The following is a 13,925-nucleotide window of genomic DNA, read 5'->3' as shown; positions in this document are numbered from 1 at the left end:
CCCAAGTATTAGTAAGAAGAAGGCATCATTTTAGACATTTCTTTAACCAATGCATCTGAATACATAATCATACGTACTAATGAATTTCCTTCACCTTTTGTGTATGAATACATTTCCATTCCATCAGTTCCCATAGTTACATGGCTATCACCAAAGTATTGCATGTAAGTATCGCTCATAGAAGCCATGTCTAAACCTCCGTTTCCATATCTTGCATAAGGATTTAATCCATCAAGCATACCGCTGTACGCTTTGTAAAAATCAGACTTCATGTACATGTACATAGAGTTGCTCATTTTTGATTTGTGCTCGAAACCAGAAAGATTTGATGCTAATTTTCCACTATTATAAACTTCATCTGCTTTAGCACCATTATTTGTGAAGAAAAGCTTCCCATCTTTAATTACTAAAAAGGCATCTTTTTCTAACTGAAAATAATTCTTTCCTTTAGTTTCCATTGGCGCCTCTTTTTTCATGATCATGTTTAATATATTATCAAACTTTGCTTGATCTTTAATAGAAAGGGCAACATACATATATGGCATTTCTCTTTCGTACACTTCATATTCTGGACCGTCGTAGTTATAAGTATATACACTATCTTTAACTTTAACACCTTTGGTCATTCCCATCATCATTGTTCCTTCAAAAATACCAGCAACTTCTTCCATGGTCATTCCAATTTCACGCTTCATTTCACGATTCATTTGACGAAGTCCCATTTTTAACTGTCCTTTAGCCATTTCTGGAAATACTTTACTGTCTTGAAGTCCTTCAAAATGCTTGTACATTGCTGTTGGATCAACAGAAAACTTCATGACCATTGAAGCGTCATTAGGCATCATATTTAATAAAGAAGCATCGTAATCTGTAGACATCCATTTCTCATAACCTGAAACCTCCTTAAAGTCATCATTCATTTTTAATTTTGCTTCCGTAAGTACACGATCTTCTTCGAACGTACTATAGTATACAAAATCATTATTCTTTAAATCCATATTTACGCCAGATCCCATTAAGAAAGGAGCTGCTAATCTGCTTAAAGGAGTAGATGAAATATGAAGTCCCATATCTTTTCCTTTATCTAAAAAGCTACTGAAATAATTAGCTGAATTGATGCTTTCATCAGAACTTAAATTCGTTAAATCGATTAACTCTTGTCCTGCAAAATTTTGTGCTCCAATAATTAAGGCAGTTGTATTGTCCCAACCAATGGCCATTTCTCTATTTGAATATACTGTAAATCCACTACCTTTTCCAACACCTTCTTGTTTTTCAATTCCTGGTGCTTGATCTAACATTGGCTTTATCATTTTCTCAAAAGAAGCAGCATCTTTAATAGGCAAAATTAATCCTCCCATTGGCGTCATTTGATTCACTGACATAAATCCTAAAACAAGTTCTTTACGGAATGTAGCATTGATGTTTTCAGCAGTCATATGCTCATCCATGAATTGTTTCATTTCTTTTGGAGCATTTTCCTCTATCATTTTATGAATGCTCAAACTCTTAAAATCTACATCACTACTCTTCTTTGAAAGTGATTCTAGATTAATGTACATAACTCCAATCGCATTTTTAGGAATAAAATACGATTCAGAACTCTTCTGTCCACAACTAACAACCAAAATGGCGATTGCGAATAGGTATAAAATTTTTTTCATATTAAATGAAGTCTTAAAGGTTTACAATAGTTTATTATTATCATTAATCAGTGGAGGAATGCAAATTTAACAATATCTATATGTTTTGAAATAAAAACACGATAAAAATATTAATATTTACGTTGGCTACCTTACATAAGACTGCAACCAAGCAAAAATGTTACAGTTATAAGTAGATATCATCAAAAAAATATTCAAAATCAAGTCAAAAACCAATTCATGAAACTAATGTCTAAAATGTTAATTAATAGTAAATTAACCTAAAAAGTGAGTAAAATTCTTTTCTCTAGTAAATAAACAGTACATTTGCACGCTTAAAAATAGAGGCAACATGACTTCAATTAAAAATATTGCAATAATTGCGCACGTAGATCACGGGAAAACAACGTTGGTTGATAAAATAATGTATCACTGTCAATTATTTCGTGAAAATGAAAATACAGGAGATTTAATTCTTGACAACAACGACTTAGAACGTGAACGTGGAATTACGATTACCTCTAAAAATGTATCTGTAAACTATAAAGGAACTAAAATCAATATCATTGATACACCTGGTCACGCCGATTTCGGTGGAGAAGTAGAGCGTGTATTGAATATGGCTGATGGAGTTTTATTATTAGTTGATGCTTTTGAAGGTCCAATGCCACAAACGCGTTTTGTATTACAAAAAGCAATTGATTTAGGATTGAAACCTTGTGTGGTTATTAATAAGGTTGACAAAGAAAACTGTACGCCTGATGAAGTACATGAAAAAGTATTTGATCTAATGTTCGAATTAGGAGCAGAAGAATGGCAGTTAGATTTTCCAGCAGTATATGGTTCTGCTAAAAACAACTGGATGTCTGACGATTGGAAAAATGAAACTGAAAACATTGAGCCTTTGTTAGATATGGTAATGGAACACATTCCATCACCAGAATTTGAAGAAGGAAGCACGCAAATGTTGATTACATCTTTAGATTATTCTTCTTTTACAGGACGTATCGCTATTGGTCGTTTACAAAGAGGATCATTAAAAGAAGGAATGCAAGTTGCTCTAGTAAAGCGCGATAAATCAATCATCAAATCAAAAATCAAAGAATTGCACACATTTGAAGGCTTGGGAAGAAAGAAAGTTTCTGAAATCCAAGTGGGAGATATTTGTGCAATAGTTGGTTTGGAAGGTTTTGAAATTGGAGATACAATTGCTGACTTAGAAAATCCGGAAGGATTAAAAACAATTGCTATTGACGAGCCAACAATGAGTATGTTGTTCACAATTAACGATTCACCTTTCTTTGGAAAAGATGGAAAGTTTGTAACATCACGTCACATCAAAGATCGTTTAATGAAAGAGCTAGAAAAAAACTTAGCTTTACGTGTAAACGAAACTGATAGCGCAGATAAATTTATTGTATTTGGTAGAGGTGTATTACACTTATCAGTACTAATTGAAACGATGCGTAGAGAAGGATACGAATTGCAAATTGGTCAGCCACAAGTAATTATCAAAGAAATTGATGGTGTAAAATGTGAGCCAATTGAAGAGTTAACCATCGATTTACCAGAACATGTATCTGGAAAAGCTATCGAAATGGTAACACTTCGTAAAGGTGAAATGCTAAGTATGGAAGCAAAAGGAGAGCGTATGGTATGCGAATTCTTAATTCCATCAAGAGGAATCATCGGATTGCGTAACCAATTGTTAACAGCAACTGCTGGAGAAGCAATCATGGCACACAGATATAAAGAATACCAACCATTACGTGGTGGAATTCCAGAACGTCAAAATGGTTCGTTAGTATCTATGGAAAAAGGAACTGCAATTCCATATTCTATTGACAAATTACAAGATAGAGGAAAGTTCTTTGTAGATCCAGGAGAAGATATTTACGAAGGTCAGGTAATTGGCGAAAACTCTCGTAGAGATGATATGACAGTAAACGTTACGAAAACGAAAAAACTTTCAAACGTACGTTCTTCTGGAGCAGATGACAAAGCAAAAATTGTTCCTGCAATCAAATTTTCATTAGAAGAAGCGTTAGAATATATTCAAAAAGATGAATATGTAGAAGTAACGCCAAACTTCTTACGTTTACGAAAAGTATTCTTAACGGAAGTAGAAAGAAAGCGTAACAAAACAATCTAATAAACAAGATTTACAATATTAAAAAGGTTTCATTACGCTATGTAGTGAAACCTTTTTTGCTGTTTGGTTTTGAAGGTGTCATGACAAAAGCCAAATCGACAAAAAAACAAAAAGGAGCAAAGCGACAAACAAATAAACAAAAAGAAAAACATGGAAATACTAGGAATAACAACATTAGAATGGGTAGGATATTTAGCGTCACTCGCAGTATTAATTTCATTCACTATGAAAGATTTAAGAAAACTACGAATGATCAACGGAGTTGGATGTTTGCTATTTGTATTATATGGATTTATGATACCTAGTTTAAGAGTAGGTTTGCCTATTATCATTACTAATTTAGCAATCTTCGGAATCAATATTTATCATTTGACACGAAAAAAAGCGTAACCTTTTACAGTTTTTGTACTGTGTTAATTCCTTGTTATTTATTTGATTTAACAAAAATAGTATCATAGCTTTAGCGATAATTATCAAAAAACACACAATGCTATGAATCTTAAAAAACTATTCTTTTTAGTTCTTATTTGTAATTTTCTATTTGGCTTTACACATTCTGATAACCTGCAAAAAACAACAATATATATTGTGAAAAGCTCTGAACGTTTAAGCAAAACTAATTTTGAGTTAAAAGAAGGAACAGTAATGTTGAACACTAAAAAGGACTATAAATTTTATGTTGAAATAACAGCAAAAGAGACTAGCGGTCATTTAATGAATCGTGATTTTTCAAAAACGCCCGTAGATGGAATTCAATACAAAGTAACTTATACCTACGAGCATTTACCTTCAGGCAAGAAAAACTATTATAAGGACAAATATATTGTTTGGGAAAGTGGTGCAGTTATCAATTTAAAACCTGCTCAAAAAATCAACATTGGGAAAATAACACTGCGAACAAAAACTGGGAAACAACATTAATTTCGGAGCACAATCAAGGGTATTCAATTCTCTTAATCTAGTTTACATAAAGGAATCGTTACTAAAAAGTAAATTTTTATATCTTTACGGAAATACTAAGCTATGGAATTTCTTTATTTTGATGCAGGATTAGGAGCGATGTTGGTACAAGCACTGGTTGCTGCTGTCGCTGGAATTGCACTATTTTACAAAAGCATTACGCATAAAATAAAAACCATTTTCGGATTGAATAAAAATACTTCCGATAGTGAAGTGTTTGACGATATCAATATAGACGATTCTACGATAGAAAACGCGTCGCAAGATGACAAATAATTCCCGACATGCTTCCTCATATCGTGATCCAAGTGGACATGTATATGTTGAAAATGGTATGATAAAACGAATCATATTTCCAAGTTATTTTCCACAATACGAAAAACTAAAAACTTCTGGATTCTTTCAAAAAGCGTTTCAACACAAATTGTTGATTCCACATGAAGAAATTGAAAACTCAGCAACTCAAATTTGTATTCAGCCTGAGCAAATTCCGTTCATAACCTATCCGTACGAATGGAGTTTTCAGCAATACAAAGAAGCCGCTTTACACACGCTAAAACTGCAAAAATATGCGCTGCAACACAACTTTTCATTAAAAGATGCAACGGCATATAATATTGCATTTCACAAAGGAAACGCTGTGTTTATTGACACGCTTTCGCTCGATTTTTATACCGAAAACACACCTTGGCGTGCATACAAGCAATTCATTACACACTTTTTAGGTCCGTTGATTGTTGCAAAATATCACGGCGCTGAATTCCTAAAAACAATGTCAAACTTCATGGATGGAATTCCATTAAAACTGATCGCTTCGTTATTGCCAGGAAAGACAAAATTAAATCCGTTTTTATACACCAACATTCACTTATTGGCAAAATATGAAAACAAGCATCAAGAGGAAAGTGTAAAAGAAAGCAAGCAAGCTTCACTGTCTAAAAAAGGACTGTTCAACATCATAGACAGTTTATACAATTATATCAAAAAACTGCAACTCAAAGAACAATCGGAATGGGGAAATTACTATCAGAAAACGAATTATTCTGATACGGCTTTTCAGCAAAAATCAACTATTATCAACGATTGGATGCAAGAACTACAAGCAAAAACAGTTATTGATGTCGGTGGAAATGATGGAACATTTGTCCGTCAAATTACAAATGATATTGAAGTAGCGTTAGTTGGTGATATTGATAACAATGCTGTAGATCAAAACCATTTTCAAGTCAAAAAGAACAAAGAACAAAACATGCTGCCTTTTGTTATCGATTTGCTCAATCCGTCAGCAGCTATTGGTTTTCAAAATACAGAACGTTTCTCGTTTGTACAGCGCGTTCAAGAATTTCAACCCGATGCAACATTAGCATTAGCATTAATTCATCATTTATCCTTGACGGGAAATGTCCCTTTTGAAAACTCTGCAGCATTTTTTGCAGCGTTTTCTAAAAACCTCATCATTGAATTCCCAAAACGAGCCGATTCGTATGCAACACGTTTGCTCAATGCAAAAGCGGAATTCAAAGATCAGTTTGGACATTACAATCTGGAGAATTTTGAAAATACCTATTCAGAACATTTTGAAATTATAGCGAAAAAAGAAATCGCAGATTCCGAACGTGTTTTATATTTATGTAAGAACAAGAATCGTGGATAAACTCAAAAAATACATAGCAAACTTCGTTGCAAGCAACAAAGAATATCCAATCGTTTTTGCGGTGGCAGCAGGTTTGTATTCGTTTATCTATGTATATCATTCCAACTTTATGTTGGTCAATTCGGCGTTTCAATTTCTAGTCATTTTCTGTGCGTATCTTGTACTTCCTGTGGTTGTTTTTACAATTTCTTGGGAAGCTACAAAACGACTCAAATTCCTTAGCAAATTCCAGCAATATCTATTGCCAGTATTAAACGCAATGTTTTTTGGATTTTACTTTGTGGGAAGGATATACAGCTTTCAACAACGGAAAATCATCTTGGCAGTTGTCATAGTTTGTGCGTTGCTCGCGATTCTGCTCAGAAAGCAATACAAAAAGATTGTGGTGTTGCAATTCATCATGGCATTTGTAGCTTTCATAACGTTATTGCCAACGCTTTATGATGCAGTATTTAACTCCAAAGAATGGCGAAATGCACCTGAAGAAATTGTACAAACAAAGTTCAATCAATTTCCAAATATATATGTCATTCAGCCAGATGGTTATGTGAATTTTAGGGAATTGGCGAAAGATCCGTATAACTTTCAGAATGATACATTTGAATCGTATCTAAAAAACAGCGGATTCCAATTATACAATAATTTCCGAAGCAATTATACGTCTACGGTATTGTCAAACAGTTCTATGTTTGCGATGAAACATCATTACAAAGGCAAACAGTTATTTGGCGCAAGAGAAGTCATTATGGGCGATAATCCCGTGATTGAAACCTTAAAAAACAATCAATACGAGACGTTTCTCTTCATGGAAAATCCGTATTTATTATTAAACCGACCAGAAGTTAAATACGATTTTTGTAACTACACAATGGAGGAAGTTCCTTGGTTTGGAATTGGCGCGTTTGGAATTCATAAAAAAATGATTCAACCCTTAGCGGAAACGATCAAAAAACAACAAGGAAAGCGTAGTTTTTATTTCATTGAAAAAATTCTCCCAGGACATATTTCAACGTTTAAAAATGCTTCCAAAGGAGTTGCAACAGAACGCGAAAACTATCTCGCGCAAGTAGAAGCAGCAAACCAATGGCTCAAAGAAATCACGGAAACCATCGTAAAAAATGATCCTAACAGTCTCATCATCATTGCGGCCGATCATGGTGGTTATGTAGGATTCAATTACACCAAAGAACTCTTTCAAAAACAAACCGATGAAAAGCTAGTCTATTCTGCTTTTTCAGCTGCTTTAGCGATCAAATGGCCAAACAGACGCGGTTCTAATTATGATACACAACTCAAAACGCCTGTCAATTTGTTCCGAACGGTTTTCGCGCATCTATCCGACAACGAAGCATTATTACAAAATAGGGAAGAAGACACGAGTCATTCTATCATTACCAATGGATTCTTTGGTGATGTGTACGAGTATATCGATTCGGATGGAAATGTGGTTTTTGAGAAGGTTGAAAAGTAAAATGTTATTTCTTTCTTGATTAAATGATTTCTTTAAATATGTCTTTAATTTCTTCCGCAGTTCCACTACTTAATTTAACACCATCATAATCAACAATTGTAAAAATTGGAATCTCTTTTTCTTGAGATGAAACCCAAATACTAGGAAAATTACCTGTTTTGAATTTCCTATCTAAAGTAAAACATAATCTTGTATGACTCCAATAAGGATTTAATTTTTTAGCTTTTGCAATCGACTCAATTGCTTTAGCAAATTCTCTAAGAATTATATGTTCTTTTGGACCCAAATGATCATATTGTGAAGGCTGAAGAAAATTAAACCATGATAATTCAAGTAAAATTTCTTTATCGTTAGCAAGATTCGAAATGTCTATAGGTGATTTAATATAATTGCCAAAAAAATCATTAAGACTAATTTTTAACTCTAAAAATTCAAAAACAATCTTGGTTATTTTTTCTATATCTGAAGAATTGAGACTTGGCAGCGAAACACTTTGATATCGAAAAGAAACCCAAATTTCTTTTTCCTTGGGAAAACGAATGATTTCGATAGATCGATCTTCAATATTTTCGTAAGCAATTTGCTCACCAATTTCATTTGATTCTTTATCAAAACTTAATGTAGAACCAATCTTGGATAATTTTTTATTTAATACATCGGTTATATGTATCATACGTTTTGTAAATAAGCTGCAATATAAAAATTGTATGTTTCATGTTCTAATTTGTAAAAGATACCAATTATTGGTATTTTTATATAAAACTAAATAATGAGTAAAAATACATCCATATTGCTTGGGAACTATTTTGACGATTTTGTAAAAGCACAAGTTTCTGAAGGACGATACAAAAACGTTAGTGAAGTCATTAGAGCTGGACTTCGTTTATTAGAAAACGAAGAAAATAAAGTTGCAGCTTTACGAAATGCAATTCAAGAAGGTATAAATAGTCCAATTGTTGAAAATTTTGATTTTGATAAACATCTAAAAAAACTAAAATCAGAAAAAAAGTAAATGGCTAAAATTGTGTTTCGGCAAAAAGCCATTGACGACTTATCAGATATTTGGAATTATACAGTACAAGAATGGTCTGAAAAGCAAGCAGATCATTATTATAAATTGATTCAATTTGGATGTAATAAAATTGCTCAAAATACTGCTGCTGGAAAAAAATATGAAAATATAAATGATGCGTTATTTGGTTTAAAATCGGGGAAACATATTATTTTTTATCAGAAAATTTCAAAAGATTTAATTGAGATCGTTAGAATTTTACACGAGCGGATGGATTTGGAAAATAGAATAAATGAATAAAAAATAGTTTTCTAACCTTATTTCACACACTACATCTGCAAATCTCACGTTTAAATTAGTAAATTCACTTTTTCTAAATAAACCAAACCTAAATTTACACACTAACCAAATATACAAGTGAATCGAAATTGCGCTGGGATACCTTTGTCTCGGAAGCAAAGAATAGTACGTTTTTGTTCTATCGAGACTTTATGGACTATCATCAAGATCGTTTCAAAGATCATTCACTATTACTTTATAAAAAAGACAAGTTAGTAGCACTATTTCCTGCAAATCAACACGAAAATGTTTTGTATTCGCATCAAGGATTAACGTACGGCGGATTGATCATTCATAAAGATTTAAAACTGCGTGATGTGAAGGAATGTTTGCAGCTGATTTTAGAGCATTTGAAAGAAAACAATCTTCAAAAGTTGCACGTAAAATTATTGCCGTCCATGTACAGTCCGTTTCCATATGACGAACTCAACTATTTGTTTTTTATTTTGGAAGCGAAATTAGTACGAAGAGATGCACTTTCGGTAGTGAATATGCAGCACAGACCAAAAATGTCAAAAGACAGAATCGCAGGAAATAAAAGAGCAATCAAACATGGTTTGGTGATCAAAGAAGTCCATACGTTTGATGCATTCTGGAATCAAATATTAATTCCAAACTTAGCACAAAAACACGCTGCAAAACCAGTACATTCGTTAGCTGAAATTCAACAATTAAAAGCAGCGTTTCCAAAGGATATCAGACAATTTAATGTGTATAAAGATGATGTTATTGTTGCAGGAACGACTATTTTTGAAACCGAATATGTGGCACATTCGCAATACATTTCTGGAAACGAAGATAAAAACACGTTGGGAAGTCTAGACTTTTTACATGTGTATTTGCTCAATGAAATATTTCAAGACAAAATGTACTTTGACTTTGGCATATCAAACGAAAACCAAGGGAAAAATATCAACGAAGGTTTGCACTATTGGAAAGAAGGTTTTGGTGCGCGAACTATGACGCAGGATTTCTATGAAATAGACGTGCAAAACAGTCACAAATTGGAAACGATTTTTATATGATAAAATTTCTAGACTTACATAAACTCAATGCGCGATTTGAAGCAGAATTTCAACAAGAATTCAATAAATTTCTGGATTCAGGATATTATGTATTGGGGAATAATGTAAGATCATTTGAAAAAGAATATGCTGCGTATTGCGGAACGAAACATTGTATTGGAGTCAGCAACGGATTAGACGCTTTAATTTTAATCTTAGAAGCGTATAAAATACTAGGAAAACTTCAAGAAGGTGACGAAATTATCGTGCCTGCAAATACTTATATTGCTAGTATTTTAGGAATCACAAAAGCAGGATTAAAACCTGTATTGGTTGAACCAAATACGGAAACATTCAACATAGAAGCTTCAGCAATAGAAGCTGCCATTACCTGGAAAACAAGAGCTATTCTAGTAGTACATTTGTACGGGCAATTGGCAGATATGAGTGACATCCAAAGCATTGCAAAGAAACAGAATTTATTAGTCATGGAAGATGCAGCACAAGCACATGGAGCCATGAATTCAGAAGGAAAAAGAGCAGGAAATATAAGTGATGCCGCAGGATTTAGTTTCTATCCAACCAAAAACTTAGGTGCGTTGGGTGAAGCTGGTGCCGTAACAACCAACGATTCAGAATTGGCTGAAATTATTGCAAAATTGCGCAACTATGGAAGTTCGTCAAAATATGTAAATCAGTACAAAGGTGTAAACAATCGTTTGGATGAAGTGCAAGCAGCTTTTTTGAGGGTGAAATTACCACATTTAGATGCTGATAATGAAACGAGAAGGCAAATTGCATTGAGATATTTAAACGAAATAAAAAATCCGTTGATTACATTGCCAAACTATCAACAAGATGCTTCTCATGTATTTCATCAATTTGTCATACGCACAAAAGATAGAGCTGGATTGCAAACATATTTACAAGAAAATGGGATTGGAACTTTAATTCATTACGAAATTCCGCCACACAAGCAAGAAGCATACAAAGAATGGAATCATTTGCACTTTCCGATCACAGAAAAGATTCATGCAGAATGTGTGAGTTTGCCCATAAGTCCAATTTTAGAAACCGAAGAAGTAACACAAATCATTTCAGTACTCAATAACTATAAACCCGAATAATTAGTTCCATGCATTTATGGCAGAAAAGCAGCAGTTTTCATACACGCATATCTTAAAAGCGACATCGTTATTTGGCGGAGTTCAGGTATTTAAGATTCTGATTTCGATCATTCGTGTAAAAATTGTTGCGATTTTATTGGGCGGAGTCGGAATGGGAATTATTGGTCTTTTCAATAGTACAATTCAGGTTGTAAGCGAAATTGCCAAGTTAGGATTGGATACAAGTGCCGTAAAAGAATTGGCGCATGTTCATGCTTCTAAAGATGAAAAATCGGTTGTAGAAACGGTAAGTATTCTGCAAAAATTCATCGCAATTACAGCAATTATTGGCGCAATTTTCACGATTGTATTTTCGGCTTTATTAAGTCAACTTACGTTTGGGAATACGGACTATACTTTTGAATTCATTTGGTTGGCCATCGCTATCTTTTTCATGCAACTGACCAATGGAAAAATCGCCATTCTGCAAGGAACGCAAGCACTCAAAAAACTGGCGGTTGCCAATATATTTGGAAGCACTGTAGGTTTAATTGTCTCAGTTCCGTTGTATTATATCTACGGATTAGAAGCTATTGTGCCTACCATTATTATTACAGCCATAATAATCTTTTTATTCTTTTGGTATTTTGAAAACACACTGAAAATTCAACGCATTTCTCTCGGAATCAAAGAAGCATACACCAAGGGAAAAGAGATGTTGCACTTAGGTTTTGTGTTGAGTATTACCGGAATTGTCATTTTTATGACAACATATCTCTTGCAAATTTACATTCGATACATGGGCGGCTTGGATGAAGTTGGATATTACACCGCAGGATTTTTAATCATAAACTCGTATGTGGGAATGGTTTTTAATGCGATGGGAACTGACTATTTTCCAAGATTATCCTCAATTCATACAGACAATGCGCAGGTGCAAATTGCAGTTCGAAATCAAGCTACAATTGCTATTTTATTGATTACACCAATTATAACCACATTCTTTATTGCTGCACCATTAGTGGTGAAAATTCTATACTCAAAAGAATTTTTAGTCATTGTAGGATTAATTTCTTGGGGCGTTTTAGGAATGGCATTTAAAGCCGTTTCTTGGTCTGTTGGATATGTGATTTTAGCCAAAGGTGATTCTAAAATATTTGTAAAAACCGCTATCGGATTCAGTTTGTTAATGCTGGCAATGAATTGTGCAGGCTATTATTTTGGCGGATTGACAGGTTTGGGAATTAGTGTCTTGGCTTATTATATCATTCACTTTGTAGGATTGCTTATCATCACAAAAATAAGTTACGGTTTACACTTTAAAAGTTCATTTTACAAACTATTTATACAATGTGTATTGTTGTGCGGATTGGCATTTGCCTGTACGTTTTTAGAAAGTAATTACCTGAAATATGGCGGAATAATTGTCATAATGTTACTTTCTTATATCTTTACATATTCGCAATTGCAGAAAAAAATGAACATCAAACAATTGATAAAAAATAAGCTTTCAAAACGCTCATGAGACGGATTTTTAATAAAATACGAAGTATCTGGAAGTTTTATTTTGCCGTAAATTGGATTAAAACAATCTATTTCAATTTCAAAAAATTTCCATTTCATATTGCGAAAAAGTTACCGATATTCTTCTATGGCTCCGTAAAGTTCTCCGATATCAGTGGTGAAATTGTACTCGATGTTCCCGAAATAAAAAAAGGAATGATTGGTTTTGGTCAAAAATTTGAATTACCAACACGTTCCAAAAGAATTGCAGAACTATCGGTTCAAGGAAAACTAGTATTCAAAGGAAATGCACATATCGGAATTGATTGTTTTGTACATGTTGGAGAAGGTGCTTACTGCGAATTTGGATTCATGTCTTGCTTAGGTTCCAACGTAAAACTGATCTGTAAGGAAGAAGTCATTTTAAGCGATTGGGTTGGAATTGGCTACGAATCGCAACTCACAGATTCAAACTTTCATCCGATGATGAATACGGAAACAGGTGAATATTATCCTATGACAAATCCGGTACATTTGGCAAAATACAATGCATTTTCGAATAGAATTTCCATCATGCCAGGCACCAAAACTCCAGAAAACTGCGTGATAGCTTCCAATTCAGTGGTAAACAAAGATTACAGAGATTTAGGAAGTAATATCTTAATCGGAGGCGTTCCTGCAAAACTCATCAAAAAGAACTACAATCGCGATTGGGAAGGCGAAAAGGAAATGCTGAAAAAGTATAAGATTATTTGGTAATTTTTAGTTTATGGGTTTAGGAGTTGGGAAGTTTATTCAAGCTAAAAACAATTCTACATTTAAAATTCAGTAAAACGATTGTTTCATAGGAGATCTCGATACAAAAAATGTGTTTACATTTTTCACTCGATCAGACGAATCGTTTTCTTATAGTTTATGAGTTTATAAGTTGAAGAGTTTAACTGCGAAGTAATTTAAAATTCAACATTTGTCATTTAAAACAACAAATTTCCGCAAAACGTCACTTCGATTTCTATGACAAAATCAAACGATTTTGATAAAAATTTTGATTTTTAATTAGAGCAAAAACAATGTGTATCAT

At 33.4% G+C, this 13,925-nt stretch carries 14 protein-coding genes; 12 read left to right on the top strand and 2 right to left on the bottom strand.

The genetic code is table 11. The annotated features are described in order from the left end of the window. Window positions 1-8 precede the first annotated feature (8 nt). Window positions 9-1,664, bottom strand: coding sequence for a hypothetical protein (locus tag Q0845_RS13355; protein ID WP_298513987.1), 1,656 nt, complete (start codon window positions 1,662-1,664; stop codon window positions 9-11). A 331-nt stretch (window positions 1,665-1,995) separates the two neighbouring features. Here Q0845_RS13355 and typA point away from each other — a divergent pair, with 331 nt between their 5' ends. From typA to Q0845_RS13325, 6 genes are all read left to right on the top strand, one after another. Then, window positions 1,996-3,795, top strand: coding sequence for a translational GTPase TypA (gene typA, locus Q0845_RS13350; RefSeq protein ID WP_298513985.1), 1,800 nt, complete (start codon window positions 1,996-1,998; stop codon window positions 3,793-3,795). 150 nt (window positions 3,796-3,945) lie between these two features. Further along, on the top strand, window positions 3,946-4,185 hold the full coding sequence (locus Q0845_RS13345; protein WP_298513983.1) for a uroporphyrinogen decarboxylase: 240 nt from the start codon (window positions 3,946-3,948) through the stop codon (window positions 4,183-4,185). Between the two features lie 102 nt (window positions 4,186-4,287). After that, on the top strand, window positions 4,288-4,716 hold the full coding sequence (locus tag Q0845_RS13340) for a hypothetical protein (RefSeq protein WP_298513981.1): 429 nt from the start codon (window positions 4,288-4,290) through the stop codon (window positions 4,714-4,716). A gap of 102 nt (window positions 4,717-4,818) precedes the next feature. Continuing rightward, entirely contained in the window at window positions 4,819-5,031 is a 213-nt protein-coding gene (locus Q0845_RS13335) for a hypothetical protein (protein ID WP_298513978.1), read from the top strand. Continuing rightward, window positions 5,021-6,409, top strand: a complete 1,389-nt coding sequence (locus Q0845_RS13330) for a class I SAM-dependent methyltransferase (protein WP_298513975.1) — start codon at window positions 5,021-5,023, stop codon at window positions 6,407-6,409. Before Q0845_RS13335 ends, Q0845_RS13330 begins: the two co-directional genes overlap by 11 nt. Next, on the top strand, window positions 6,402-7,880 hold the full coding sequence (locus Q0845_RS13325) for a hypothetical protein (protein WP_298513972.1): 1,479 nt from the start codon (window positions 6,402-6,404) through the stop codon (window positions 7,878-7,880). Before Q0845_RS13330 ends, Q0845_RS13325 begins: the two co-directional genes overlap by 8 nt. Window positions 7,881-7,899: 19 nt before the next feature. Here the strand turns inward: Q0845_RS13325 and Q0845_RS13320 are convergent, their stop codons facing one another. Further along, window positions 7,900-8,553 carry a hypothetical protein gene (locus Q0845_RS13320; RefSeq protein WP_298513970.1) on the bottom strand — a complete coding sequence of 218 codons (654 nt, stop codon included), beginning with the start codon at window positions 8,551-8,553 and terminating at the stop codon, window positions 7,900-7,902. 96 nt (window positions 8,554-8,649) lie between these two features. Between Q0845_RS13320 and Q0845_RS13315 the strand changes: the two genes are divergently transcribed. From Q0845_RS13315 to Q0845_RS13290, 6 genes are all read left to right on the top strand, one after another. Then, window positions 8,650-8,892, top strand: a complete 243-nt coding sequence (locus Q0845_RS13315) for a type II toxin-antitoxin system ParD family antitoxin (protein ID WP_298513968.1) — start codon at window positions 8,650-8,652, stop codon at window positions 8,890-8,892. Beyond that, window positions 8,893-9,192, top strand: coding sequence for a type II toxin-antitoxin system RelE/ParE family toxin (locus tag Q0845_RS13310; protein ID WP_298513965.1), 300 nt, complete (start codon window positions 8,893-8,895; stop codon window positions 9,190-9,192). Between the two features lie 191 nt (window positions 9,193-9,383). Beyond that, entirely contained in the window at window positions 9,384-10,256 is an 873-nt protein-coding gene (locus tag Q0845_RS13305; protein ID WP_298513963.1) for a GNAT family N-acetyltransferase, read from the top strand. Further along, window positions 10,253-11,362 carry a DegT/DnrJ/EryC1/StrS aminotransferase family protein gene (locus Q0845_RS13300; protein WP_298513961.1) on the top strand — a complete coding sequence of 370 codons (1,110 nt, stop codon included), beginning with the start codon at window positions 10,253-10,255 and terminating at the stop codon, window positions 11,360-11,362. Before Q0845_RS13305 ends, Q0845_RS13300 begins: the two co-directional genes overlap by 4 nt. 16 nt (window positions 11,363-11,378) lie before the next feature. Then, window positions 11,379-12,866, top strand: a complete 1,488-nt coding sequence (locus Q0845_RS13295; protein WP_298513959.1) for an oligosaccharide flippase family protein — start codon at window positions 11,379-11,381, stop codon at window positions 12,864-12,866. Next, a complete protein-coding gene (locus Q0845_RS13290; protein ID WP_298513956.1) occupies window positions 12,863-13,603 on the top strand; it encodes a transferase in 741 nt (246 codons plus the stop codon). The genes Q0845_RS13295 and Q0845_RS13290 overlap by 4 nt, the downstream gene beginning before the upstream one ends. Window positions 13,604-13,925 lie beyond the last annotated feature (322 nt).

The organism is uncultured Kordia sp., from assembly GCF_947489565.1.
In the GTDB taxonomy this organism is placed as follows: Bacteria; Bacteroidota; Bacteroidia; order Flavobacteriales; family Flavobacteriaceae; genus Kordia.
This window is presented reverse-complemented; position numbering and strand designations above follow the sequence as displayed.

Coding starts and splice junctions, on each gene's coding strand:
- Q0845_RS13355 (WP_298513987.1), bottom strand. CDS start 1,664: ATGAAAAAAATTTTATACCTATTCGCAATCGCCATTTTGGTTGTTAGT.
- Q0845_RS13310 (WP_298513965.1), top strand. CDS start 8,893: ATGGCTAAAATTGTGTTTCGGCAAAAAGCCATTGACGACTTATCAGAT.
- Q0845_RS13340 (WP_298513981.1), top strand. CDS start 4,288: ATGAATCTTAAAAAACTATTCTTTTTAGTTCTTATTTGTAATTTTCTA.
- Q0845_RS13315 (WP_298513968.1), top strand. CDS start 8,650: ATGAGTAAAAATACATCCATATTGCTTGGGAACTATTTTGACGATTTT.
- Q0845_RS13335 (WP_298513978.1), top strand. CDS start 4,819: ATGGAATTTCTTTATTTTGATGCAGGATTAGGAGCGATGTTGGTACAA.
- Q0845_RS13345 (WP_298513983.1), top strand. CDS start 3,946: ATGGAAATACTAGGAATAACAACATTAGAATGGGTAGGATATTTAGCG.
- Q0845_RS13320 (WP_298513970.1), bottom strand. CDS start 8,553: ATGATACATATAACCGATGTATTAAATAAAAAATTATCCAAGATTGGT.
- typA (WP_298513985.1), top strand. CDS start 1,996: ATGACTTCAATTAAAAATATTGCAATAATTGCGCACGTAGATCACGGG.
- Q0845_RS13330 (WP_298513975.1), top strand. CDS start 5,021: ATGACAAATAATTCCCGACATGCTTCCTCATATCGTGATCCAAGTGGA.
- Q0845_RS13305 (WP_298513963.1), top strand. CDS start 9,384: ATGGACTATCATCAAGATCGTTTCAAAGATCATTCACTATTACTTTAT.
- Q0845_RS13300 (WP_298513961.1), top strand. CDS start 10,253: ATGATAAAATTTCTAGACTTACATAAACTCAATGCGCGATTTGAAGCA.
- Q0845_RS13295 (WP_298513959.1), top strand. CDS start 11,379: ATGGCAGAAAAGCAGCAGTTTTCATACACGCATATCTTAAAAGCGACA.
- Q0845_RS13290 (WP_298513956.1), top strand. CDS start 12,863: ATGAGACGGATTTTTAATAAAATACGAAGTATCTGGAAGTTTTATTTT.